The following is a 23522-nucleotide window of genomic DNA, read 5'->3' as shown; positions in this document are numbered from 1 at the left end:
TTCCGCTGCGCAAGTCGCCGCCGGTTGCGAGCGGTGGTCGCGCGGGTACGGTCGGGACCGATCGCCGTCCCAGCGCGCGCACCTCGAGGAGGACCGATGGCTTCGCACGGGGTCGACGTCGACCGACGACTGCTGAGGATCTACCTCTCCGACCACGTCGCCGGTGCGACGGGTGCGATCGCGAGGTCGCGACGGATGGCGCGCGCGTATGACGGCACACCGCTGGGCCACCCGATCGGCGGCTTCGCGGAGGAGCTGACGCGAGAGCGCGCGACCCTGCTCGATCTCGCGGAGGGTCTCGGGGTGCGGCTGAGCCGCTGGAAGCCCGTGGGTGCCGCGGCCGGAGAGCGGCTCGGCCGCCTCAAGCCCAACGGACGGCTCACCTCGGCGTCACCCCTGTCCGCACTGCTCGAGCTCGAGCTGCTGCGGGGCGGTGTCAACGCGAAGCGCGGCCTCTGGGAGTCGCTCGCGTCCTGGAGCAGCGCGCTCGGTCTGGAGCGCGAGCGGTTCGAGGAGCTCGACCGGCGCGGGCTCGCCCAGGTCGAGCTGTTGGAGCGGCTCGCGACGGTGGCACGGGACCGTGTCGCGGCCGGCGCGCGCGACGTGAGCGAGACCTGACGCGGGCGTTCGCCGCGCGCGAACGCCCGTTCTCACCACTGGCACTCTCGCGGCGAGAGTGCTAAGTCTGCTGGTGTAGCCAGTCCGGCCCTGCGGGGTCGGCCGACACTCGGGGCCCGGACGGTCCGGTGCCCTCGACGCAGAGGAGGTGGGGTCATGGCTACGCGATTCGACCCGTTCCAGGAGTTCGACCGCCTGTTTGCCCAGGTGCTGACTGCCGAACGGGCGTCGGCGACCATGCCGATGGATCTGTACCGCTCGGGCGACCACTACGTGCTCCACGTGGACCTGCCGGGCGCGGACCCGGGAACGATCGACGTGAACGTGGAGGACCGCACCCTGACGATCCGGGCGCAGCGCACGGCGCGCGCCGAGCAGGACGTGCAGTGGCTGGCCAAGGAACGCCCCGTCGGCACCTACGCCCGACAGCTCACCGTGAGCCGGGGCCTCGCGCTGGACGCCATCTCGGCGACGTATGCCGACGGTGTGCTGACCCTGACGATCCCCGTCGCGGAGGATGCCAAGCCGCGGCGCATCGAGGTGCAGCACGCGGGTGACACCGCAGCGATCACGTCCGGGAGCGACGCGATCGCGTGAGGGTCGTGGCGGGGGCGCTCGGCTGCGAGAGCAACACCGGGCGACGAGTGCACGCCTTGTGCGGGCGAGCCGAGGCCCGCGCCCCCGCCACCGCCCCGTGTTCCCGGTTGCGGCAGCCGCGACACATGTGAGGCTGTTCGCAGGCGCCCCCCGCTCCAGGGTCGGGCTGGAGGGACGCCGGCGTCGAGAAGGACCGGCCGTGAAACTACCCAGCCCGCGGGGGCCACTGAGTCGTGCCGTGACGGAGGTCCTGAGCACTCCGCTCGACGGGGGAACGGGCGTCGGAGAGCTGGCGCCACTGACCCGGCGGGTGCTCGAGCGTTCCGCCGACCTGCTCTCGGACGAGGACGTGCAGCTGACGCTCTACGTCATGTACGAGCTCTTCTACCGCGGCTTCGAGGGCGTCGACGACGACTGGGAGTGGTCGCCGGAGGTGCTGGGTGCGCGGCGCCTGATCGAGTCCGCGGTCGAGCGGCACCTGTCCGAGCGGGTCCAGGTCCCTGAGGAGGTCGCGCCCGAACGGGCGGCGGTCGCCGAGGCGTTGTTCGCCCTGACGGCGCCGAGCCCCGGTCCCAGCGTCGCGCGGTACGTGGCCAAGCGGGCGACGCAGGAGCAGCTCCGCGAGCTCCTGGTGCAGCGGTCGATCTACCAGCTGAAGGAGGCGGACCCCCACACGTGGGCGATCCCGCGCCTCGTCGGACGACCCAAGGCCGCACTGGTGGAGATCCAGGCCGACGAGTACGGAGGCGGCGACCCCGAGCGGATGCACTGCGAGCTGTTCGCGCGGACCATGCGGGGCGCCGCGCTGGACCCGGAGTACGGCGCCTACGTCGAGCAGATCCCCGCGGTCACCCTGGCCGGCGTCAACGTCATGTCCCTGTTCGGGCTGCACCGGCGGTGGCGCGGTGCGACCGCCGGACACCTCGCCGCCTTCGAGATGACGTCGTCGTTGCCGAACCGGCTCTACGGCGACGGGTTCCGCCGCCACGGGTTCGACCAGAGCACGACGGAGTACTTCGACGAGCACGTCGAGGCGGACGCCGTGCACGAGCAGATCGCCGGGCGCGACCTGGCGGGTGCCCTGGTCCAGCAGGAGCCGGAGCTGCTGCACGACGTCCTGTTCGGCGCCGCGACGTGCCTGTACCTGGACGAGGTGGTCGGGCAGCACCTCCTGTCCGCCTGGGAGGCCGGCGTCTCCTCGCTGCGGACCGCATGACCACCTCCGACCGCCCCGTGGACCGCCGACCGACCCGGACGCCGTCGATCGTGGCGTGCCCGGACGGCCCGATCCTCGTCCGGGGCGACGTGATGATCACCGACGACAGCGGGCAGCCGATCCCGCGCCGTCGCTCGACCGTGGCCCTCTGCCGCTGCGGCGCGTCCGCGATCAAGCCGTACTGCGACGGGACGCACAAGGCCATCGGCTTCACCGCACCCTGACCGACACCAGCCACGAGCAGCGCTGTCAGCCGTCCAGGCGGGCGGCGACGTCGGCGGGGAACCCTCCGGTGGCGACCGGACCCCACCGGGTCGGGGTGATCCGGATCAGCGACTTGCCCTGGACCCGCATCGCGGCGCGGTACTCGTCCCAGTCGGGATGCTCGCCGGCGATGCAGCGGTAGTAGTCCACGAGGGCGTCCTCGGCCTCCGGCATGTGCAGCACCTCGGCGTCGCCGTCCACCTGGACCCAGGCCCCGCCGAAGTCGTCGGACAGCACGCACACGCTCACCGCCGGGTCCCGCTCCGCGTTGACCGACTTCGCTCGTCCGGGGTAGGTGGAGATGACGAGGCGGCCGTGGTCGTCTACCCCGCCTGAGACCGGGGAGACCTGGGGCCGTCCGTCGGTGCGCGTGGTCACGAGGATGAAGCTGTGCCGGTCGCGGACGAAGTCGAGCAGTCCGGTCAGGTCGACGGTGCGGGTGGTGGCGACGGGTCGGGGCATGGCCCCACGCTACGGCCGGCGCTCTGTCTGCGTTCGCCCTGCGGAGGCCTTCCCGTGCCGTCATGGCGGGAGGATCCTGGCAGTGGTGCGGCGTGGCACCGGCTGCGCCGCCGCACGCGCCGGGGGGCTGCGATGGTCGAGCTGCGAGTCGCCACGTTCAACCTGGAGAACCTGGACGAGACCGCGCCGGGTGAGCTCCCCACCCTGGCCGAGCGGATCGCCCTGATGCGCCCCCAGATCCTGCGGCTGCGGGCCGACATCCTGTGCCTCCAGGAGGTCCATGGTCAGGAACGTCCGGGACAACCCCGCGCACTGCTGGCGCTGGCAGAGCTCCTCCACGGCACCCCGCTGCAGGGGGCGACGATGACGAGCACGAGACCGCTGAGCGACGCCGTCTACAACGAGCGCAACCTCGTCGTCGTCACGCACCTGCCTGTCACCGGGGCCGAGCAGCTGCGCAACGACCTCGTCGCACCCGTGACCTACCGCCGCCTGAGCGCGGTCCCTCCCGACGCGTCAGCCGTCGAGATCGGCGTCGAGCGCCCGATCCTGCACGTCGAGATCACGGTGCCGGACGGATCGACCCTGCACGTGGTCAACGTGCACTGGAAGTCCAAGATCCCGACCGACATCCCGGGCCAACGCATCGACAACTTCACCTGGCGCACCGCAGACGGGTGGGCGGAGGGCAGCTTCGTGTCCTCGATGAAGCGGATGGCCCAGGCGCTCGAGACGCGCCGCCTGGTCGACCGGATCCTCGACGTCGACCCGGACGCGCAGATCGTCGTCGCCGGTGACTTCAACGCGGAGCCCGACGAGGTCTCCGTCACGGCCGTCCGGGGTGACGTGGAGAACACCGGCAACCCTGCGCTCGTCTCGCGCGTGCTCGTCCCCATCGAGCAGACCGTGCCCGAGCCCGCCCGCTTCACGCTCTACCACCAGGGTCGGGGGCAGATGCTCGACCACATGCTGGTCACCCGGAACCTCCTGGCCCGCTACCGCGGCTCGGAGATCCACAACGAGCTGCTGCACGACGAGTCCGCTGCCTTCGCGGTGGACCGCAAGTACCCGGAGTCCGACCACGCGCCGGTGGTGGGCACGTTCCAGTTCGTCTAGGCGGTGTCAGCTGGTGAGGATGCGGTTCTTCTGCACCTCGAACTCCGTGTCGCTGAGCACGCCCGAGTCCCGCAGCGCGCCCAGCTGCGCGAGCTGGGCGAGCTTCTCGTCCATGTCGGGTGCCTCGGCGGCCGGGGGCGGTGCATAGGCAGGAGCCGGCGGAGGGGCTGCGTACTGCGGCTCCGGCTCCGCCTGGGCGGCCCAGCGTCCGGCCTGGCGGCGGGACACCCGGTTCGAGACGGCCGTGGCCGTCCCCGCGATGGCGGCGGTGCGTGCGACACCTCGGATCAGTCCGGGCATGGTGTGCTCCTCGGCGAGTTCAGGCGACGGGTTCGCTGGCGTCCAGGGAGGCGATGATCGCCTGCACCGGGATGCGTCCGCCGGCGACCAGCTGACCGCCGGCGCGACGGAGGGCGACCGCGAACGGTGCGGCCCAGACGTTCTCGTAGACGAACACCCCGGCCGCGTCACCGGGTTCCAGCGCGTTCGCCGCCTCGCTCAGGTCGTCGTCATCGAGCAGACCCGACGATGCGCCCTCGAAGATCGTCAGGTCGACGCCGCCGTCGCGCAGCTCGGAGAGCTCGAGCGCGGTGACCGTACCGTCCGCCGCCTTCTGCATGAACACGAGGTCGAGGATGCGGATGATGCCGCGTTCGACCAGGTCGATCAGGAGCGGGAACGCCTCACCGGTGAAGTGTGCCCGGGGGAACGCGACCACCACGTAGTCGATCGGCCCCATCTCCTCGAACCCTGCCAGGTCCTCTGTCATGACCGTCCCCTCGCCATCGTCGGCTGAGATCTGTCACGGGGCCGGGCGGGGGAGAGTCGCAGCCACCCGAGGTCCCAATACTCCCGAAACGTACCACCGGCGCTTCGCGTGTCCAGGGGCCGCATCCCGATTGCGGCGGGGGTGGCTCGGGTGAAGGCTGGAGGTCCGCACACGGACTCGACGAGGAGACCCCATGTCCACGACCGTCGCCAGCATCACGCACATCAGTGCCCGTTCCGACACGAGCTTCGAGGACGCCGTCCGCGGCGGGATCGAGCGGGCGTCGACCACGCTGCGCAACGTGCAGGGTGCCTGGGTCAAGGATCAGAAGGTCGAGGTGTCCGACGGGAAGATCACCGCCTACCAGGTGGTCCTCGAGGTCACGTTCGTCCTGGACCAGTAGCCCTGGAGGCAGCCGAGCGTCACCCCCGGAGGGCGGCGAGCAGCGCGCCCGCGGTGAGACCGGCACCGGCGATCCACACGAGCGTGGGCAGCCGCGTCCAGAACGACCTCATGCGCGCAGCACCTCTCCCTGGTCGGTGACCTCGATCTCCTCGGCCTCGAGCGGCTCCGTCGCGGGTCCCTGGACCACCGCTCCCGTGGCGGCGTCGAACGCGCTGCCGTGGCACGGGCACCGGATCTCACCGTCGCGCACACCGCCGACCAGGCACCCCTGGTGGGTGCAGACCGCCGAGAAGCACCGGACCGTGTCCCCGTCGCGCGTGAGGACGAGCTTCCTGTCGGCGATGACGAGGCCTCCTCCGTCCGGGATGTCGTCCACGGCGGCCAGCCGGTGGGAGTCGACGCCGTCGTCCTGCTCGGCGTCCGGGCCGGTGGAGTACTGGCCGTCGTCGTCCGCGCCCGGTGCCGGGCCGAGCGTGGCGAACCCCACGTACCCCACGGCACCGGCCGCGAGAGCGACGCCGGCGCCCTCGAGCACCGACCGCCGACCGACCTCGGGGGCGTCCACGTCAGTAGCTCGCAAACCCGCTCTGGCCGAAGAACCAGAGCGCGGAGCTGAACCAGAGGACCACGAGGACGCCCGCCAGGAGACCGCCCAGCACAGGGACCGCCGCCGAGGGCAGGCGGCGCAGGCGGAGCGCCAGCATCTTGGCGGCGAAGACCCCGTAGAACACGCAGCCCGCCACGGAGTGCACGAGCACCCGGGCGGACTCGACCTCGAACCCGAGCGACCAGACGCAGTGGAACACCACCGGCAACGTGAGCAGGAACGCGACCGTGCCGCTCCAGCGGTGCAGTCCGGTGACCCAGCCGGGGGCGTCCTTCACCCCGGGCAGCCGGCCCCACATCGCCAGGGCGGACAGGATCTGGACCACGACCAGGGCGGCAGCCGCGGTGGTGAGCCACGACTTCATCTGGAGCATGCCGCTGAACCCGAGCGTGGTCAGGGCGGCGCCGTCGCCGGGGTGCACCTGGGCGTAGGCGGCCAGCGCGGCCGCGACCGCCAGGCCGACGGCGCCGAGAGCGGCCAGCCCCCACTGCGGCGGCAGGTCCGCCGCTCGCGTCGCGGTGCTCACCCGTCGATCGTGCTGCCCGGAGGGTGTGCAGCGGTAGCCCTGGCGACGACGAGTGGGCGGGTGAGGTGCTGCACGGATGTGCAAGGACGCTGGACGGATGTCCGAACTGGTTCTAGCGTCGATGTGCCGGTCCGCCGACGGACGGTGGGCCCGCACGGGAGGACACTCATGCTCTCCGACCACGCCTCGATGCCCGTGCTCGCCGTCACCGACATGGAGCGAGCGCGAGCGTTCTACGAGGGGACGCTCGGATTCACCAGTGCGGGCGAGGTGCCTGACGGCGTCGTCTACAGCACGTCCAACGGGGGGTTCCTCGTGTACCCGTCCGCGTACGCCGGGACCAACAAGGCGACCGCGATCTCGTTCCAGCTACCGACCGACGCCTTCGATGCCGAGGTGGCCGCACTACGGGGAGCCGGGATCGAGTTCCAGACGTTCGACCTGCCCGGCGAGGTCACGTGGGCCGACGGAGTCCTGTCCGACGGGAACATGCGGGCCGCCTGGTTCGCCGACCCCGACGGGAACGTCCTCAACGTCGAGACGCACCCGGAGGGCGCCGCGGGCTGAGGGGCCGCGGCGGAGGCGCCGGGCGACGACCGCGCAGGTCGCCGCCCGGTACCTGTGTCAGTCGTCGTCGATCTCCGAGCCGTCCGGCGCGATGACGTACCAGACGTCGTTGACGCCCTGACCCTTGACGTCGCCCGGGGCCGTGTCCTGCGCGAACGTGTAGATCGGCCGACCGTCGATGGTGATCTGCTTGGCGCCGTCGGTGCCGGTGATGGTCCCCACCTCACCCGTGACCCCCGTGACCGTGGGGGTGTCGGACTCGGTGGTGATGGCCGGCCACGCGGTCGCGCAGTCGCCCGAGCAGGCGCTCGCGCCGGAGTCCTTGGTGTCCTTCAGGAAGTAGTACGCCGTCATGCCGTCGCCGTCCACGACGATGGTGCCCAGCGACGTCTCCGCCGTCGCGAGGTCGGTGGACATCTCGTCGGCGGGCGTCTCCGCGGCGGTGGACTCCTCCGAGGTGGTGGCCTCGCTCGCAGGTTCGGTGGTGTCGCCGTCGGAGCCCCCGCAGGCGGTCAGCGTGGCCGCCGCCACGAGGGCGGTGATCGTGAGCGTGATGGTGCGTCGCACGGTGGTCTCCTCTGGTCGGTGCCGGTCCCGCCCCCGGGACCTGCTACCTGGGACCACGAGGCCGGGCGCGTGCAGGTTCACCGTGCGGTGAACCTGGGGCACGGGTGCATCGTTGACCGGGTAGGACGCAGCGACTGTGGGGAGGGAGGCGGCGTGGCCGAGGAACCCGACGCGCTCCTGCGCGCGCTCCACGAGGCCTACGCGCGCCCCCTGCAGCACTACGTCGTGCGTCTCACGGGCGACCATGCGCTCGCGCAGGACGTCGTGCAGGAGGCGATGGTGCGGGCGTGGAAGCACCCCGAGGTGCTGGCCCGCGAGCAGGACGCGACCCGCGCGTGGCTCTACACCGTGGTGCGCAACCTCGTCATCGACGACCGCAGGAGCGCGCGGCACGTGCGGGAGCGGACCACCGACCAGACGCCCGACTCCGTCCAGCCCGACGGGACGCAGGCGGTGCTCGACAGCTGGCTGGTCGCGGACGCCCTCGAGCAGCTGACTCCGGAGCACCGGGCGGTCGTCGTGGGCGCGTACTACCGGGGGCGGTCCGTGGCGGAGCTGGCCACCGAGCACGAGATCCCCGAGGGCACCGTCAAGTCCCGCTTGCACTACGCGTTGCGCGCGCTGCGGCTCGCGCTCCAGGAGAGAGGGGTGTCCGCATGACCGGCCGGGACGCGGACGAGCGGTACGGACCGGGCGACGACCCGTTCCGTGACTGGGACGCCGCCTACGTCCTCGGAGCGCTCAGCTCGCAGGAGCGACGCACCTTCGAGGAGCACCTGCGCACGTGCGACGCCTGCCAGTCGGCCGTGGCCGACCTCGTCGGGCTGCCCGGGCTGCTCCGGATGGTGACGCCGGACGAGGCGGAGGCACTGGGCGGTGCACCCGACGCCGAGGTGGTCGAGCTGGCCACCCTCGCTCGAGCCGCCCACCGGGACCGGCGACGCCGCGTCGCCGGCCTCGTCGGAGCCGCGGCGGCCCTGCTGCTGCTCGGCGGGATAGCCGGGGTCCTTCTCGGGCGACCGGTCGACGCGGGAGCACCGGTGGCCTCGCCGGCACCGTCGTCGACCAGCCAGGTCACCGCCCTCCAGCTGGAGCCGGTCGGGTCCGTGGCCGTCACCGCGGACCTCACCCTGCAGCAGAAGGCCTGGGGCACCCGGATCGACTGGGAGTGCCGCTACCCCGCCGATCCCGGACCGTACGGCACCGACGCCACGTACGAGCTGGTCCTGGTGGCCGACGACGGGACCAGCACCGTGGTGGCCACCTGGCGCGCGCTCGACGGCGGCGCGCGAGGACTCGGAGCGTCGTCGAGCATCCCGACGGGCACGATCCAGCGGGTGGAGATCCGCGTGCAGGGCTCCGACGCGGCGGTGGCGGCCGCGCAGACCTGACGCGACCGTCAGGGCAGCGAGGGCCGGAAGGGCGTTCCCGCCACGTCGAGCGTCTGCGCCGCCGGGGTCCCGGGCGGCGCGACGACGTTGAGCCGGTCCGTCGTCCGCAGCAGCGACTCGAGCACGCGGACACCGGCGCTGCCCAGATGCACTACGCCCTCGAGGTCGACCGTCACCGGCACGAGCCCGTTGCGGGAGCGTCGCAGGACCTCGGCCTCGACCTGCGCCGCCGCCGCCCGGTGGTCGACCGCGCCCCCGACACGCACGACGTGCGCCTCGGTCGGGTCTGCGCTGATCACCAAGGGAGCGGAGGCCAGCCGGACGGACTCCGCGACCGCGTCGGCCTGGTCGACGGGTGCCGGCCGACGAGCCGGGCACTCGAGCGTCACGGTGGTGCCGTCGACACTGGTCGCCACGTCCACCTGGAGGCCCGCGGACGCCATCATGCTGAAGCCGCGGCCGCGATCTCCCGGGTCTCGGTCGGGCTCGCGCCACAGTCCGTGGTCCCGCACGACGACCTCGATCATCGCGTCGTCCCGGATGGTCGCGTGCAGCTCCACGGTGCCGTCCGCAGTCCCGCGATAGGCGTGCTCGATCGCGTTCGCCATCACCTCGCTGACTCCGAGGACCAGGGCCGACCGGTCGCGCGAGCCGAGTCCGACGCCGAGGCCCCAGGCGTCCACCGCGCTGCGCGCCCCGGCGAGCTCGTGCGGGTCGGCGGGGACGCTCAGGTCGAGCGGGTGCGGGGCGCTGCGGCGGTGCGCCGCGAGCACGGTGACGTCGTCCGTGAACCCGTCGTCGGTCAGAACGCGGGGCACCACCTGGCAGATGCGTCCCGCCACCGAGCGCCCCCCGGCCGAGTCGCGGTACGCGTCGAAGGCGGTGCGCTCGAGCACCGCGAGCCCGTCGCGCACCGGCCGGTGGATGTTCTCCACGAGCCCGTCGGTGAACAGCAGGATCGCGTGCCCGTCCGGCAGGTTCGCCCTGAGCACGTTGCCGCTGGTCCGGGAGCCGAGCGGCCCGTCGCCGGTGGTCGGCAGCAGGTGCGCGCCGTCCGGTCCCACGACCAGGGGAGCGGGGTGGCCGCGCGTGGCGTACTCGAGGTCACCGGTGTGCGGATCGAGCAGGGCGACGCACAGGGTGGCAGCGAACGCGCCCGAGACCCGCCCGGCGAACGCCTCGACGGCCTCCAGCGCGCTCGGGATCCCGGCACCCTCCAGGAGGCGGGCCGCCAGCACCGCCCGGAGCTGGCTCATGATCGCGGACGCCTCCACGCCGTGGCCCACCACGTCGCCGACGGTCAGCGACACGCGTCCGTCGGGCAGCGTCGCCGAGTCGAACCAGTCGCCCCCGGCGGCCTGCTCCAGGCCGGCGACCAGATAGGACGCCGCGACGTCCACGCGGGGGAGCAGGGGGACGGTGGACGGCAGGAGCGCCCCCTGCAGCCGCAGGACCACCTCGCGCGCCCGCGCCAGACGTCGGTCGGCGGTCGCTGCTCCCGCACGCTCGAGGATGGCGGCACGGGTGGCAGTGGTGACGTCGATCCCCGCGGCGATCGCGCCCAGGACGGTGCCGTCGGCGTCGCGCCAGGGGGTGACGGTCAGGTCGAGCCAGATCCCCGACGCCGGGTCCGACCAGTCGGGGACCACGGAGACCTGGTCGTCGTGGACCGGCTTCCCACCGTGCGCCACCTCCGTCAGGGCCGCGACGAGAGCCTCGAAGCCCGGGTCCCGCAGGTCGTACAGGCTGACGTCGAGCAACGGGCCACGCTGGAGTGCCTCGCGTGCGCCCTGGTTCGCGGCGACGATCCGCAGACCGTCCGCACGGACCACGAGCTGAACGCCGGGGGAGGCGTCGAACGCGGAGAGCACGGCGTCCTGGTCGACGTACGCGTCGGGCGCCATAGGCTCCGCTCCTCAGCTCGTGGGGATCGCGCGTCCGTGCGTGCTCGCGCCGTCGTCGGCGGATGCGCTGATGACGTCAAGCCCGTGCGCTCCGGCCAGGCCGAGGCTGGCCCCGGGGGAGAGCACGATACGCATCCTCACACCTGCGGACGCACTCCGCCGGTGGGCGGCGGTCAGAGCCGACACGCCGACCGAGCCCAGGTGGGTCACGTCCCGCAGGTCCACGACCATGGCGCCGACCTCGCGGGCGGCGATCATCAGCTGCGTGATGGCCGCAGTCAGCTGGTGCGCCGTCGCCAGGTCGACCGGACCCTCGACCCGGACCAGCGGGACGTCACCGGCGGTGTCGAAGGTGATCCCCAGGGTCGGGCTCGTGTGCTGGGTCACCGGTTCACCTGCACTCTCGTCGAGGCTGGCGAAGAAGAAGTCGTCGAGCCGCTGGCGGGTGTCCGAGCCGAGCCCGCCACCCACCTCGACCGCAGCGACGATGCGTTCCGCCAGCGTCAGCAGCCGGACGTTGCGCTGCTGGGAGCCCCAACGCAGCAGCTCGAACGCCGAGTCGCTGTCGAGGCCGTACCCGAGCATGAACGCGCCCTTGGCCTGGTCGATGACGGCGTGTGACCGCAGCGCCTGCGAGAGCTCCTCGTTCACGCGGTGCGCGACCGCGTCGCGCTGGGACGCGGTGATGTCCACGAGGAATCCGGTGACGGTCCGCAGGACGCCGTCGTCCGACGTGCCGGCCCCGGACAGGGTGACCGACCGCTCGGCCCCGCCGAGGTCGAGCAGGCGGTAGTGGCAACCGAACGGCTGCCCGTCCACACCGCACCGGCCGAGGGCGTCCAGGACCCGCCCGCGGTCCTCCGGGTGGATGTGCCTCGACATGAGGGCGAGGGTGGGTACGACGTCGCCCGGGGACATCCCGTGGATCAGGAACATCCCGTCCGACCACGACCATCTACCGGTCGGAGCCGTGTAGCCGAACCGACCGACCTGCGCAGGAATGGGAGTGGGAGTGGGCACGACATCCTCCCCGACGCCCCAGCGTTCGGGGCGAGAGATCGGTACGCGGGCTCGAGGCTGAACCCGGTGCGCCACCCGGGCGCGGGGGCCCGCCGTGCGCGACCGCAGCGTACGTCAGGATCGCGCCCGCCACCTGTCGAGAGGGTCAGTGCAGGCGTCGGCGCCAGTCGTCCGGGACCCTCTCCGCCGGGCCCGGCACGGTCTGCTCCAGCGGGCGGTGCTCGGGCGACGCGAGCGCCGGGCCGTCCGTGTAGTCGTCCGCCGGGTAGGACCAGAACCAGTCCTCCCCGGGCTCGAACGTGCGCACCACCGGATGGCCCGTCTCCCGGTAGTGCGCGGTGGCGTGCTGGGACGGTGAGGTGTCGCAGCAGCCCACGTGACCGCAGGTCGCGCACCGGCGCAGGTGGAACCACCAGCCGTCGGTGGCGTCGCACTCGACGCAGCCCGTGCCGCTCGGGGGGACGGTCGGGTCGATGACGGTCTCGGTCACGGGGTAGGTCCTTCCGTCGAGGTGTAGGGCAGCCGGACGCGGAAGCGGGTGTCGCCCGGCACGGAGGTGACGGTCAGGTCGCCGTGGTGCTTGCCCACGACGATCCGCCACGAGATGTCGAGCCCGAGCCCCGTACCGGAGCCGACGGGCTTGGTGGTGAAGAACGGCTCGAAGATCCGGTCGACGACGCCGTCCGGGATGCCCGGTCCGGTGTCGGCGACCTCGACCTCCAGCCAGTCGTCGACCCGGCGAGTCGTCAGGGTCAGCGTGCCGTGGCCCTCCATCGCCTGCGCGGCGTTGTCGATGAGGTTGGTCCACACCTGGTTGAGCTCGGCGGCGAACACGTGGATGGGCGGCAGGGTGCGGTCGTAGTGCTTGACGACAGTGATGCCCTCGCCCAGCTGTCGCTCGAGCATGGTGACGGTGCTGTCGAGCAGCTCGTGCACGTCGACGGTCTGGTCGGGTGCGCGGCCGATCTGCGAGTACTGCTTCGCGGCGCCGACCAGTGAGGAGATCCGTGTGGTGGCGTCCTCGACCTCGTTCATCAGCGACTCGGTCTCGAGCGTGTAGGAGAGCCAACGGACCGCACCCTCGAGCACGTCCGGTCCCACCCAGGAGGCCACGGCGTCGAGCCACTCCGGGCCCAGGCCGGCGGCGACGAAGTTGGGGGCCAGCTCCCACCCGCCGCTGATGTCGTGCTCGTCCATCCACTCGCCCAGGGAGTCCTCGAGGTCGGTCACCTCGAGGGCCGTCGGGACGACCTCGGACGCGCGCTGGGCCGCCAGAGCCTTCACGGCCTTCTCCTGCAGATGGATGATCTGCTCCAGCTGCTCCCGGTCGTAGATCCCGGACGCGAGCATCGCGAGCTTGTGCCGCATCCCCGCGACGCGCTCACGCAGGGTCGCCGTCGCCCTCGTGGCGGCGGCCGCCGGGTTGTTGAGCTCGTGGGTGAGCCCCGCCGAGAGGGAGCCGAGCGCCAGCAGCCGCTCGCGCTGGCCGGTCGCCGCCTGCGAGCTCTGCTGACCGAAGAACAGGCCCTCCAGCAGGTGCACCGCCATGGGGAACCAGTCGTCCATGAACGAGGCGAAGTCGGCCGCGGCGAGCACGTAGTAGCGGGACGGCTCGAGCACCCGGAGGGTCTGCGTGTACGTCTGGGGTACCCGGTCGCCGAGGTACGCCGCCCAGGCGCCGGCGTAGACCCCCACCTGGTTCGTCCGGGCGATCTCGACGTCGTCGGCCCCGACACGGCGGTACATGGCCAGCGAGCCCTCGAGCATGACGTAGAAGTCCGTCGCCGGGTCACCCTCGCGGTACAGCACGCCCGGGTCGATGATCTCGACGTGCCCGTGCGAGCACAGCCAGAGCAGCTGCTCGTCGCTGAGGTGCTCGAACAGGAACAGTGTCCGCAGCTCGTCGATGTCGCACGCCAGCTGGGTGCGGACGGTCGTCGCGATCGGTTCGGTGGTGGTCACAGCTGCTCCAGGTAACGGTGGACGAGCATCACGGCCATGGCGCCCTCGCCCACGGCGGACGCCACACGCTTGGCGGACTCGGCGCGCACGTCGCCGGCCGCGAAGACCCCGGGGACGCTGGTCTCCAGGTGGTACGGGGGTCGGTCCAGCGGCCACGAGTCCGGCACCTTGCCCTCGACGAGGAGGTCGTGGCCTGCGCACACGAAGCCGTGCTCGTCGCGGGTGACGGTGCCGTCCAGCCACGTGGTCAGCGGAGCGGCCCCGATGAACACGAACAACCAACCGGTGTCCACAGATTCCTTGTGCCCGGTCGCGGTGTCTCGCAGCACGATCCGTTCGAGGTGGTCGTCGCCGACGGCCTCGACCACCTCGCTCTGCGTCCGCACGTGGATGCGCTCGTTCGCCTCGACCTGCTCGACCAGGTACCGGGACATGGACAGCGAGAGCGACGCCGCGCGCACGACGAGCGTCACGGACCGGGCGTGCCGGGACAGGTACATGGCCGCCTGGCCCGCGGAGTTGGCGCCGCCGACCACGTAGATGTCCTGGTTCTCGCAGGCCGTGGCCTCCGTGAGGGCCGACCCGTAGTAGACCCCGCGGCCGGTGAGGGCGCCGATCCCGGGTCCGTCGAGCTCCCGGTAGGCGACCCCGCTGGCCACGATCACGGTGTGGGCGTCCACGGAGGTGCCGTCGTCGAACCGCACCGAGCGGGCCGCGCCCTTGACCTCGAGCCCGACCGCGTCCCGGGTCATCACGATCTCCGCCCCGAACTTCAGCGCCTGCCGGCGGGCCCGGTCGGTCAGCTGCGCCCCGGAGACCCCGTCGGGGAAACCGAGGTAGTTCTCGATGCGCGAGCTCTGTCCCGCCTGGCCGCCGGTCGCGCTCCGCTCGACGAGCGCGGTCCGCAACCCCTCCGACGCCCCGTACAGCGCGGCGCTGAGGCCTGCGGGGCCGCCGCCGATGACGACGAGGTCGTAGAACCGCTCGGCCGGGCTGACCGCGAGCCCGACCTGCGCGGCGATCTCGCCGTCGGAGGGGCAGACGAGCACCGTCCCCTCGCTGGTGACGAGCACGGGCAGCTGGCTCTCGTCGGCGCCCGCCACGTCCAGCAGCCGCTTGCCCTCGGGGGAGTCGGAGGAGTACCAGCGGTACGGCACCTGGTTGCGGGCGAGGAACTCGCGGACCTCCGACGAGCGCGCCGACCAGCGGTGCCCGACCACCTTCGTCTCGGCGACGGTCCTCGGTGGGTTCGCGTTCCACGCCTCGAGCTGCGCGTCGATCACCGGGTAGAACTTCTCCTCCGGTGGGTCCCAGGGCTTGAGCAGGTAGTGGTCGAGGTCCACCACGTTGACGGCGTCGATGGCCACGTCCGTGTCGGCGTACGCGGTCAGCAGCACGCGACGCGCGTGGGGGTAGATGTCCATGGCCTGCTCGAGGAACTCGATGCCGGTCATCGCCGGCATCCGGTGGTCCGCGAGCAGGACCGCCACCTGGTCGCCGCGGAGCTTGAGCTCGCGCAGGGCGTCCAGGGCGAGCGGACCGGAGTCGGCGCGGACCACCCGGTACGCGTCGCCGTAGCGTCGCCGCAGGTCACGTGCCACCGAGCGGCTGACCGCGGGATCGTCGTCCACGGTCAGCAGCGCGGGCTTGCGGGTCGAGGTGGCTTCCACGCGGTTCCCTTCGTCGTGCCCAGTGTGGTGCGGTGCGGGCGACCGGGTCAGTCGCCGACGACCAGTGCGGCGCCGCCGGTGATGCGGACCAGCTCGTCGAACGTGGTCGGGAACACCGTGTGCGGAGTCCCTGCCGCCGCCCAGACCTGCGGGTGGTCCGCGAGCGCCACGTCGACCACCGTCTCGATCCGGTGCGGGTGACCGAGCGGCGCGACGCCGCCGATCGCCTGGCCGGTGGCGGCCCGCACCTGCTCGGGGGTCGCCCGTCCGACGTGCGAGCGGCTCAGCTGACGGGCCAGCGCAGCGGTGTCCACGCGGTGCCGGCCGCTCGTCAGGACCAGCAACGGTCGCTCGTCGGCCCAGAAGACCAGGCTGTTGGCGATCGCCCCGACCTCGATGCCCAGCGCTGCCGCGGCCTCGGCAGCGGTGCGGGCGGAGTCGGGCAGGGTGACGACGGTGCCGACCACGCCGGCGTCGGCCAGAGCGTTGGCCACCAGGCGGGAGCGGGTCGGCAGGTGGGACAGGTCGGTCACGGGTTCTCCTGCGGGGTGCGGGGGAGCCGACGGCGCGGCTGGAGGCGGATGTTGGGCAGCTCGGGAGCGGGGATCCGCGCGCCGTCGTGGCCTGCGACCACCCCGAAGCGCTCGGCACGGTCGTCGGACTCCCAGTCGGCGCGCGCCTGGGCGATGTCGGCATGGGTGCGGCCGACGAAGTTCCACCACATCACCAGGTCGTGGGCGAACGGTGCGCCGCCGAGCAGGAGGAGCCGGGCGCCGTCGCGCGACCGTACCCGCACGTGGTCGCGACCGTCGCCGAGGTAGAGCAGCCCGCTGGTGGTGTGGGGTGTCCCGGCCACCTCGGCGGTCCCGCTCAGCAGGAGCACGGCATGCTCGAAGCCACGCACCAGCGGGATCTCGACGTCGGCGCCCGCATCCACCACGACGTCCGCGCCGAGCAGGGGCGTGTGCACGCGCGCCGGCGACCAGGAGCCGTCGAGGTCGCCCACGAAGACGGTCGCACGGGCGCGGGGCGCCTCCCACACGGGCAGGCCGCTCACCTGCACGAACCCCGGCGCACCCGAGGCCACCCCGTCGGGCAGCGCCACCCACAGCTGCACCGCGTGCAGCATCGGCTCGGAGCCGAGCGATAACTCGGAGTGGGAGACGCCGTGGCCGGCCGTCATGAGGTTGAGCTGCCCGGGACGGACCACCGCCTCGGACCCGACGCTGTCGCGGTGCAGGATCTCGCCCGCGACGGGCCAGGTGACCGTCTGCAGGCCGGTGTGCGGGTGGGGGAGCACGCGCATGTCGACGTGCTGCGGGCCGAACTCGTCGAGGAAGCACCACGCCCCGACCATCGGCAGGGCGCGCTGGGGGAGCGTCCGCCGCACGCGCATGGCACGCACCCCGCCGAGCGGGACGTCCCGCGCCTCGTGCAGCTCGACGACGGGTCCACGGGACGGTACGAGGTCGCACAGCTCCGGCACCGGCCGTACCTCGAGGTTCGTCATGGCCCCACTGTAAAAGTCGGACCTCACGCGCGGGGGACCTGGTGCGTCTGCACACTGTGAGCGTGAAGGAACCCTTCGAGCGCGTGGTGTCCGTCCATGGCGCCACCGTGCTGCGTGTGTGCCGCGCGGTGGTGGGACCTGTGGACGCCGACGACGCGTGGTCGGACACGTTCCTCGCCGCCCTGCGCGCCTACCCGGACCTCCCGGCCGACGCGAACGTGGAGGCCTGGCTGGTGACGATCGCGCACCGCAAGGCGATCGACATCGTGCGGCGGGCGGCCCGGCACGCGCTCCCGGTCGCCGACGTGCCCGACCGCCCGGTCGCAGCACCGAGCCGTGACCTGGACCTGTGGTCGGCCCTGGCCGAGCTGCCGACGAAGCAGCGGCAGGTGGTCGCCTACCACCACCTCGGCGGACTGCCCTACGACGACGTCGCCGCGCTCGTCGGCGGCACAGCGGCCGCGGCCAGGCGAGCGGCGTCCGACGGCGTCGCGACCCTGCGCCGGACCTACCCCGCGATCGACCAGGAGGAGTCATGACCTACGTGCCCGACGTGGACGAGTCCGATCTCGTCCGGCTGCACCGGGACCTCGCGGTCCGCGCAGCCGCGGACGACCTGCTCGACGTCGCCTACCGCACCGTGGACAGCCCGGTCGGCCCGCTGTTGATCGCCCGCACACCCGTGGGACTGGTCCGCGTCGCGTTCGGGGTGCAGGACCACGACGCCGTCCTCACCGCGCTCGCCTCGACGGTCAGCCCGCGGGTGCTCGAGGCGCCGGGGCAGCTGGACGACGTGGCCCGTGAGCTCGACGAGTACTTCTCGGGTCGGCGCACCACCTTCGACCTGCCGCTCGACCTGCAGCTGCTGCGCGGCTTCCGTCGCGACGTCGTGCTCCACCTGCCCGACATCGAGTACGGGCACACGGCCAGCTACGCCGAGATGGCCGGCCTGGCGGGGAGCCCACGGGCTGTCCGGGCGGTCGGCACCGCGTGCGCGCTCAACCCGCTGCCCGTGGTGCTCCCGTGCCACCGGGTGGTGCGCTCCGACGGCTCGCCCGGGCAGTACGCGGGCGGAGCAGCGGCCAAGCTGACGCTCCTCGACCTCGAGACGCGTGTGGGGGTGGCGGCGTAACGTCGGTCGGCATGTGCCGGAACATCACCACGCTCCGAGGGCTCGAGCCGCCGGCCACCTCGGAGGAGATCGAGGCCGCCGCGCGGCAGTACGTCCGCAAGGTCACGGGCGTCCAGTCGCTCAGCGACGCCACGCGCGAGCCGTTCGAGGCCGCCGTCCGGGAGGTCGCCGCGATCACCGCCCGCCTGCTCGACGAGCTGCCCCAGCGCCGCCAGCCGCCCACCACGGTGCCGCCGCTGCGCCGGGCCGACGTGCAGGCACGGATCGCCGCGCGGGAGGCCCACGAGCGGGCGCACGAGCTCGGGCTGCCTCACGAGCACGAGGACGACGACGCGGACGAGCACGTCCACGCGAGGGTCTAGAGGGGCCAGCGCACCAGTCGGGGGATGCCCAGGGGGGCGACGGCCGCGAGGGCGAGGAACCGTGCCTCGGCACGGTGCAGGCGGATGTGTTCGTCGAGCGACCACGTGGGGCCGTTGGTGAGCTCCATGCCGCACGCGCAGGCGATGGTGACTCGCCCGTCGGCCGTGGTGATCACCTGACCGACCGTGGTGTGGTCGGTGGCCGCGCGGACCTTGGCGTGGCGCATCTCTGCGCTGACGGCTTCGACGGGGTCGGTCACGGCCCCATACTCGCGCATCCCGGTCAGCGCTCGGACCCCACCTGCTCGTCGTCCGCGAGGTGCTCCAGCTCGAACGACTCGTCCCACGCGGCGCCACCCAGGCTCGGCATCATCGTGCGCAGGCGCGGCTGCCAGGCCTCGGAGCGCTCCGGGAAGCACCGCTCGAGCAGGTCGAGCATCGTCGCGACCGCCGTGGACGCCCCCGGAGAGGCACCGAGCAGGCCGGCGATGGAGCCGTCCGCGGACGTGACCAGCTCGGTGCCGAACTCCAGCACCCCGCCCTTGGCCCTGTCCTTCTTGATGACCTGGACGCGCTGGCCTGCGGTGACGAGCTCCCAGTCGCGCGGGTGCGCGGTCGGCATGAACGCGCGCAGCGTGCGCAGGCGGCTGGTGTCCGTGGCGGTCACCTCGCCGATCAGGTACTTCAGCAGGTCGAGGTTCCGCACGCCCACCGCGAGCATCGGAACCAGGTTTCCCGGGCGGATCGACCGGATCAGGTCGGTCCACGAGCCGCCCTTGAGGAACTTCATGCTCCAGCCGGCGTACGGCCCGAACAGCAGGGCGGTGCCGCCGTCGACCACGCGGGTGTCGAGGTGCGGGACGGACATCGGGGGAGCACCGATGTCGGCCTTGCCGTACACCTTGGCCTGGTGCCGGGCGACGATCTGCGGGTTGGTGGTCTTGAGGAACTGCCCGCTGATGGGGAAGCCGCCGAAGCCCTTGGCCTCGGGGATGCCCGAGCTCTGCAGCAGCGGCAGGGCGCCACCGCCCGCGCCGACGAACACGAACCGAGCGTGGACCTTGCGGGTGCGCAGGTGCCCGTTCCAGCGCCGGTCGGCGACGCGCAGCGACCAGGTGCCGTCCCTCTTCTGGCGCAGCCGGGTGATCTCGCTCTCGAGGTGCAGCCGCGCGCCGCGCTCGACCGCGTCACCGATCATCGCGCGGGTCAGTCGTCCGAAGTCGACGTCGGTGCCCGCTGCAGCGCGCGTCGCCGCGATCGGCTCGGCCGGGTCACGGTCGTCCACGAGCAGCGGGGCCCACCGGGCGATCTGCGCGGGGTCGGTGCTGAACTCGAGGTCGGAGAACAGCGGGTGCTTGCGCAGGGTCTCGAAGCGCCGGCGAAGGTAGTCGGCGTTGTCGGCACCGCGCACGAACGTCATGTGCGGCGTGGTCGACAGGAACCCGTCGCCACCCGGGAGGCGGTCGTGCGTCGCCAGGTGGTGCCAGAGCTCGCGGGACAGCTCGAACTGCTCGTTGATCGTCACGGCCTTGGTGATGTCGATCGAGCCGTCGGGCCGTTCGGGCGTGTAGTTCAGCTCGCAGAGGGCTGCGTGACCGGTCCCGGCGTTGTTCCACGCGTTCGAGCTCTCCTCGGCGAGAGCCGGGCGCCGCTCGTGGATCTCGACCGTCCACGTGGGCTCGAGGGTGGTGATGAGCGCGGCGAGGGTGGCGCTCATGATCCCGCCCCCGACGAGGACGACGTCGATGGTCTCTTCGCGTTCTGACACGTTTTCGATCGTATGTTGACGTCGAGATACCCTTCCGCCCGTGTGCGTGTGATCTTCCTTACGTCAAGGGACCGAGGTCCCGGCCCGCCGCGGGGTCGGTGCGGCGAGCCGGGCCCGGGAGCGGGGCGGGCGGCGGGTCCGTGTCACACGCCGCCCACCCCGCAGCTCATCCGTTGCTGCACGTGCTCCCGTTGACCGTGAACGCGGCCGGCCTCGGGTTGGTCCCGGTGTGGGACCCGTTGAACCCGAGCTCCACGCTGCCGCCCGCGGGGATCGAGCCGTTCCACGCGGCGTTGGTCACCGTCACGGTCGACCCGGACTGTGTGTAGGCGCCCGACCACAGGTTGGTGATCTGCTGGCCCGCGGGAAAGGTGAACCCGAGCCTCCAGCCCGTGATCGCCGCGCTGCTCCCGTTGGTGATGCGCACGGACGCGGTGAAGCCGGTGTTCCAGTCGTTGATCGTGTACCTGACCGAGCACGCCCCGGGCTGGACCGTGGGCGTCGGGGTCGGGGTCGGTGTGACCGTCGGGGTGGGCGTGGCGGTCGGGGTCGGTGTGGCCGTCGGCGTCGGGGTGGTCGGCGTCGGCGTCGGTGACGTCGTCGGGTCCGTTCCCGTCAGGTTGCCGACGATGATCCCCCGACCGTTGGTGCCCACGTAGACGCGCCCGTACACGTCGGGGTCACCGATGACGACCGACCCCGTCCAGCCCCACTGGTGCTGGTCGTCGTTGATCCGCACCCAGGTGGCGCCAGCGTCGATCGAGCGGAAGATCCCGCGGACCCCGCTGATCTTGGACGAGGTGTAGATGGCCGGGTACGTGGCGCCGGGCGCGGCCTTGCCGAACCCGATGGCGTCGCCCTGGTCGACCGCGGCGATCTTGGTGAACGACGCGCCCGAGTTGGTGGAGTGCCACATGCCGTAGGTGCCTGTGGTGGTGCCGCCGGTGAGCCAGACGTCACCCTCCTTGCCCGGGACCGCGGCGAACCGCACGTTGCCCGCGCTCGGAAGTCCGCTGGCCGCCGAGGCGGTGAACGTGGCGCCGCCGTCGGTCGAGGTCCAGAACGTGCCGCCCGAGAACGCGTAGAACTTCGACGGGTTGACCCGGTCGGACTCGACGCGCGCACCGGTGGCCGGTCCGGTCGACTTCGTCCAGCTGGAGCCCAGCGTCGACGACGTGTGGACGCCGGCTCCGTCGGCGCTCCAGACGATGCGGCTGCCGTCGGCGCCCATGGCCACGTTGCCGCCGCCCGTCACGCCGCCCGGCTCCTGGCCGGCCCACCAGGAGCTGCCGCCGGAGGTGGACACGCTGAGGTGGGAGCTCCCGGCGTCCCCGGACCCGACGCGCACCATCGTGGCCGGCGTCTTCTCGGCGAAGTCGGTGCCGTTGACCGAGCCCATGAAGGGAGCGGTGGCCGAGTAGGCGGGCGGCGCCTTGGTGATGTCGGTGTGCACGAACCCGCCGATGTCCCCGAGACCCGACACCAGCTGCGTGGCGCCCGGAGGGGCCGCCAGGTCGAGCACCGCGGTCTCCTCCAGGCCCTGGGCCTTCACGGAGATGGCCACCTTGCCGCCGGTGTCCCACGCGGTCAGGTTGGAGCCGCCGTAGATGGTGGCGCCCGTGCCGTAGAGGAACGAGCCGGAGTCGAACGGGTCGATCTCGAACGACTCGGTCATCCAGCCGAGCTTCGGGCTGGTCTCCGGCGGCGCCGACTGCTTGCCGAACGTGAGCCACCCGGAGGCCGAGATGTCCTGGGTGTAGCGCAGGGTGCGGTCGGGGTAGCCGTTCCAGTCCCAGATCCTCGACCACGTGGCGCCGCGGTCGGTGGACCGGAACACCTGGATGTCCGGGAACCACGAGATCTGCGTGACGGCCATGATCGTGTCCGGGTCCTGGCGGTCGATCGTCAGCCCGCTGTACCCGAAGTAGTTGTCCGTGCTCGAGGACGGTACGGGGCTGATCTGCGTCCACACGCCGGTGGCCGCGTCCAGCCGCCACAGGTCACCGTGGCCGCCGTCGTAGGGGCCGCCCGTGTCGCTCGTCGCGATGTAGAGCTGCTTGCCGACGGCGTCGAACACGCCCTTGTGCGCGATGTACCCCGTCGGCTGCCCGGCGATCCGTGACCAGGTCGCCCCGGCGTCCGTGGACCTGTAGACGGTGTTCTCCTTGTCGGCCACGCCGACGTAGATCGTCCTGGTCGGCGAGCCCTTGGTGCCGCTCGTCGGGTCGAACGTCACCCACACGACGCCCTGGTTGGTGGTCAGGTACCCGTTGGGGTCGCTGGGGTCCTGCGCGTAGTTGCCCACGTTGGTGAAGCTCGACACCTTCGCCCAGGTCACGCCGGAGTCGGTGCTCCGCCACAGACCGTTGCCGCCCTCGGTGCCGAAGTACAGGACACGGTCGTCGTTGGGGTCCACCTGCAGCCGTTCGCCCATGCCGCGGCCGGGCATGTTGCCGCCGACCTTGAACGGGAGGGTCGTCTTGGCCCAGGTGGCGCCGCGGTCCGACGACCGCAGGATCGCGCCGTTGTTCGGGTCCCAGCTGTTCGTGTACGTGCCGACCGCGGCGAACACCTTGTTCGGGTTCACCGGGTCCGTGGCCAGCGACAGGACGCCGTTGTGGCTCCAGTCGTCCCAGCCGACGTGGTCGAGCAGCGGGATCCACCGCTTCGTGGCCTGGTCGAGGCGGTACGCGCCGCCGATGTCGGTCCGGGCGTAGACGAGCCCCTTCTCCGACTGGTTGTAGACGATGCCGGGCACGAAGCCGCCCCCGACGATCTCGACGTTCCCCCAGGTGTACGGGGAGACGGCGGCATGGGCGGCTTCCTGGGTGGCGACGGCGACGAGCGCGCTGGCGACCAGGGCGCCGGCGGCGGCGAGGGCCGCGAACCGGGCGGGCGTGCGAGCGACGAGCGAGGGGGCGGACATCCGCAGCACTCCTTCGTGAGGGCCGTGAGGGGCCTCCGGCGGCGGTGCCGGGTCCCTGGGATCGACGCCGAGCGACGACCGCCGCGACCGTATCGAAGCGCTTCGAACGTGCAGCAGAGCGCGAATCGTTTAGCCCGGCGGGTGCGAGGCGCGGGACGCGCCG

Annotated in this window: 28 protein-coding genes; 12 read left to right on the top strand and 16 right to left on the bottom strand. The window is 72.3% G+C overall.

The genetic code is table 11. From position 1 onward, the window contains the following. Nucleotides 1–96 precede the first annotated feature (96 nt). The 4 genes from AC1DXT_RS14915 to AC1DXT_RS14900 all read left to right on the top strand — a co-directional run bounded on the left by AC1DXT_RS14915 (nt 97) and on the right by AC1DXT_RS14900 (nt 2655). Nucleotides 97–618 carry a hypothetical protein gene (locus AC1DXT_RS14915; RefSeq protein ID WP_477062081.1) on the top strand — a complete coding sequence of 174 codons (522 nt, stop codon included), beginning with the start codon at nt 97–99 and terminating at the stop codon, nt 616–618. Nucleotides 619–774: 156 nt separating this feature from the next. Further along, a complete protein-coding gene (locus AC1DXT_RS14910; RefSeq protein ID WP_477062080.1) occupies nt 775–1215 on the top strand; it encodes an Hsp20/alpha crystallin family protein in 441 nt (146 codons plus the stop codon). Between the two features lie 238 nt (nt 1216–1453). Then, nucleotides 1454–2431 (top strand): iron-containing redox enzyme family protein, encoded by a 978-nt coding sequence (locus tag AC1DXT_RS14905; RefSeq protein WP_477062079.1) that lies wholly within the window; start codon nt 1454–1456, stop codon nt 2429–2431. Further along, a complete protein-coding gene (locus AC1DXT_RS14900) occupies nt 2428–2655 on the top strand; it encodes a CDGSH iron-sulfur domain-containing protein (RefSeq protein WP_477062078.1) in 228 nt (75 codons plus the stop codon). Before AC1DXT_RS14905 ends, AC1DXT_RS14900 begins: the two co-directional genes overlap by 4 nt. 25 nt (nt 2656–2680) lie before the next feature. Here the strand turns inward: AC1DXT_RS14900 and AC1DXT_RS14895 are convergent, their stop codons facing one another. Further along, nucleotides 2681–3157 carry a PPOX class F420-dependent oxidoreductase gene (locus tag AC1DXT_RS14895; protein WP_477062077.1) on the bottom strand — a complete coding sequence of 159 codons (477 nt, stop codon included), beginning with the start codon at nt 3155–3157 and terminating at the stop codon, nt 2681–2683. Nucleotides 3158–3289: 132 nt separating this feature from the next. Between AC1DXT_RS14895 and AC1DXT_RS14890 the strand changes: the two genes are divergently transcribed. Then, nucleotides 3290–4273, top strand: a complete 984-nt coding sequence (locus AC1DXT_RS14890; RefSeq protein ID WP_477062076.1) for an endonuclease/exonuclease/phosphatase family protein — start codon at nt 3290–3292, stop codon at nt 4271–4273. 6 nt (nt 4274–4279) lie between these two features. Here the strand turns inward: AC1DXT_RS14890 and AC1DXT_RS14885 are convergent, their stop codons facing one another. Further along, a complete protein-coding gene (locus AC1DXT_RS14885; protein ID WP_477062075.1) occupies nt 4280–4573 on the bottom strand; it encodes an SHOCT domain-containing protein in 294 nt (97 codons plus the stop codon). Nucleotides 4574–4592: 19 nt separating this feature from the next. Next, nucleotides 4593–5042, bottom strand: coding sequence for a DUF6325 family protein (locus AC1DXT_RS14880; RefSeq protein ID WP_477062074.1), 450 nt, complete (start codon nt 5040–5042; stop codon nt 4593–4595). A 193-nt stretch (nt 5043–5235) separates the two neighbouring features. Here AC1DXT_RS14880 and AC1DXT_RS14875 point away from each other — a divergent pair, with 193 nt between their 5' ends. Beyond that, nucleotides 5236–5445, top strand: coding sequence for a dodecin family protein (locus AC1DXT_RS14875; protein WP_056094697.1), 210 nt, complete (start codon nt 5236–5238; stop codon nt 5443–5445). A 108-nt stretch (nt 5446–5553) separates the two neighbouring features. Here AC1DXT_RS14875 and AC1DXT_RS14870 read toward each other — a convergent pair whose 3' ends face one another. After that, nucleotides 5554–6012: a Rieske (2Fe-2S) protein gene (locus AC1DXT_RS14870; RefSeq protein ID WP_477062073.1), complete on the bottom strand. Its 459-nt coding sequence runs from the start codon at nt 6010–6012 to the stop codon at nt 5554–5556. Nucleotide 6013: 1 nt separating this feature from the next. Next, entirely contained in the window at nt 6014–6580 is a 567-nt protein-coding gene (locus AC1DXT_RS14865; RefSeq protein WP_477062072.1) for a DUF6529 family protein, read from the bottom strand. A gap of 168 nt (nt 6581–6748) precedes the next feature. On the opposite strand from AC1DXT_RS14865, the gene AC1DXT_RS14860 reads away from it, so the two are divergent. Continuing rightward, nucleotides 6749–7147 carry a VOC family protein gene (locus AC1DXT_RS14860; protein ID WP_477062071.1) on the top strand — a complete coding sequence of 133 codons (399 nt, stop codon included), beginning with the start codon at nt 6749–6751 and terminating at the stop codon, nt 7145–7147. A gap of 57 nt (nt 7148–7204) precedes the next feature. On the opposite strand, the gene AC1DXT_RS14855 is transcribed toward AC1DXT_RS14860, so the two are convergent. Beyond that, nucleotides 7205–7714, bottom strand: a complete 510-nt coding sequence (locus AC1DXT_RS14855) for a COG4315 family predicted lipoprotein (RefSeq protein ID WP_477062070.1) — start codon at nt 7712–7714, stop codon at nt 7205–7207. A 153-nt stretch (nt 7715–7867) separates the two neighbouring features. On the opposite strand from AC1DXT_RS14855, the gene AC1DXT_RS14850 reads away from it, so the two are divergent. Both AC1DXT_RS14850 and AC1DXT_RS14845 read left to right on the top strand, forming a co-directional pair. Further along, nucleotides 7868–8374: a sigma-70 family RNA polymerase sigma factor gene (locus AC1DXT_RS14850; RefSeq protein WP_477062069.1), complete on the top strand. Its 507-nt coding sequence runs from the start codon at nt 7868–7870 to the stop codon at nt 8372–8374. Then, a complete protein-coding gene (locus AC1DXT_RS14845) occupies nt 8371–9105 on the top strand; it encodes an anti-sigma factor family protein (RefSeq protein WP_477062068.1) in 735 nt (244 codons plus the stop codon). The genes AC1DXT_RS14850 and AC1DXT_RS14845 overlap by 4 nt, the downstream gene beginning before the upstream one ends. An 8-nt stretch (nt 9106–9113) precedes the next feature. Here the strand turns inward: AC1DXT_RS14845 and AC1DXT_RS14840 are convergent, their stop codons facing one another. The 7 genes from AC1DXT_RS14840 to AC1DXT_RS14810 form a co-directional block, all read right to left on the bottom strand. Further along, the gene (locus AC1DXT_RS14840; RefSeq protein ID WP_477062067.1) at nt 9114–11009 is read right to left on the bottom strand and encodes an ATP-binding SpoIIE family protein phosphatase; all 1896 of its coding nucleotides are present in this window, start codon (nt 11007–11009) and stop codon (nt 9114–9116) included. A gap of 12 nt (nt 11010–11021) precedes the next feature. Then, nucleotides 11022–12029: an ANTAR domain-containing protein gene (locus AC1DXT_RS14835; RefSeq protein ID WP_477062066.1), complete on the bottom strand. Its 1008-nt coding sequence runs from the start codon at nt 12027–12029 to the stop codon at nt 11022–11024. Between the two features lie 145 nt (nt 12030–12174). Then, a complete protein-coding gene (locus tag AC1DXT_RS14830; RefSeq protein ID WP_477062065.1) occupies nt 12175–12519 on the bottom strand; it encodes a UBP-type zinc finger domain-containing protein in 345 nt (114 codons plus the stop codon). Further along, on the bottom strand, nt 12516–13991 hold the full coding sequence (locus tag AC1DXT_RS14825) for an ATP-binding protein (RefSeq protein ID WP_477062064.1): 1476 nt from the start codon (nt 13989–13991) through the stop codon (nt 12516–12518). Before AC1DXT_RS14825 ends, AC1DXT_RS14830 begins: the two co-directional genes overlap by 4 nt. Beyond that, entirely contained in the window at nt 13988–15661 is a 1674-nt protein-coding gene (locus AC1DXT_RS14820) for an NAD(P)/FAD-dependent oxidoreductase (RefSeq protein WP_477062063.1), read from the bottom strand. The genes AC1DXT_RS14825 and AC1DXT_RS14820 overlap by 4 nt, the downstream gene beginning before the upstream one ends. A 47-nt stretch (nt 15662–15708) precedes the next feature. After that, nucleotides 15709–16194, bottom strand: a complete 486-nt coding sequence (locus AC1DXT_RS14815) for a YbaK/EbsC family protein (RefSeq protein ID WP_477062062.1) — start codon at nt 16192–16194, stop codon at nt 15709–15711. Next, nucleotides 16191–17171 carry a pirin family protein gene (locus AC1DXT_RS14810; protein WP_477062061.1) on the bottom strand — a complete coding sequence of 327 codons (981 nt, stop codon included), beginning with the start codon at nt 17169–17171 and terminating at the stop codon, nt 16191–16193. Before AC1DXT_RS14810 ends, AC1DXT_RS14815 begins: the two co-directional genes overlap by 4 nt. Before the next feature lie 62 nt (nt 17172–17233). Here AC1DXT_RS14810 and AC1DXT_RS14805 point away from each other — a divergent pair, with 62 nt between their 5' ends. From AC1DXT_RS14805 to AC1DXT_RS14795, 3 genes are read left to right on the top strand one after another with little or no spacing between them, the layout of a single operon-like run. Beyond that, a complete protein-coding gene (locus AC1DXT_RS14805; RefSeq protein WP_477062060.1) occupies nt 17234–17710 on the top strand; it encodes an RNA polymerase sigma factor in 477 nt (158 codons plus the stop codon). After that, entirely contained in the window at nt 17707–18303 is a 597-nt protein-coding gene (locus AC1DXT_RS14800; RefSeq protein WP_477062059.1) for a methylated-DNA--[protein]-cysteine S-methyltransferase, read from the top strand. The genes AC1DXT_RS14805 and AC1DXT_RS14800 overlap by 4 nt, the downstream gene beginning before the upstream one ends. Before the next feature lie 11 nt (nt 18304–18314). Next, nucleotides 18315–18665, top strand: a complete 351-nt coding sequence (locus tag AC1DXT_RS14795; RefSeq protein WP_477062058.1) for a DUF2277 domain-containing protein — start codon at nt 18315–18317, stop codon at nt 18663–18665. On the opposite strand, the gene AC1DXT_RS14790 is transcribed toward AC1DXT_RS14795, so the two are convergent. From AC1DXT_RS14790 to AC1DXT_RS14780, 3 genes are all read right to left on the bottom strand, one after another. Then, complete coding sequence (locus AC1DXT_RS14790) at nt 18662–18925, bottom strand: hypothetical protein (protein ID WP_477062057.1); 264 nt, start codon at nt 18923–18925, stop codon at nt 18662–18664. The two genes, AC1DXT_RS14795 and AC1DXT_RS14790, sit on opposite strands and share 4 nt — an antisense overlap. 23 nt (nt 18926–18948) lie before the next feature. Further along, on the bottom strand, nt 18949–20433 hold the full coding sequence (mqo, locus tag AC1DXT_RS14785; RefSeq protein ID WP_477062056.1) for a malate dehydrogenase (quinone): 1485 nt from the start codon (nt 20431–20433) through the stop codon (nt 18949–18951). Between the two features lie 166 nt (nt 20434–20599). Further along, nucleotides 20600–23359, bottom strand: coding sequence for a cellulose binding domain-containing protein (locus AC1DXT_RS14780; protein WP_477062055.1), 2760 nt, complete (start codon nt 23357–23359; stop codon nt 20600–20602). Nucleotides 23360–23522: the final 163 nt, after the last annotated feature.

It is taken from the genome of Cellulomonas sp. P1_G12_2 (genome assembly GCF_056405535.1).
This window is presented reverse-complemented; position numbering and strand designations above follow the sequence as displayed.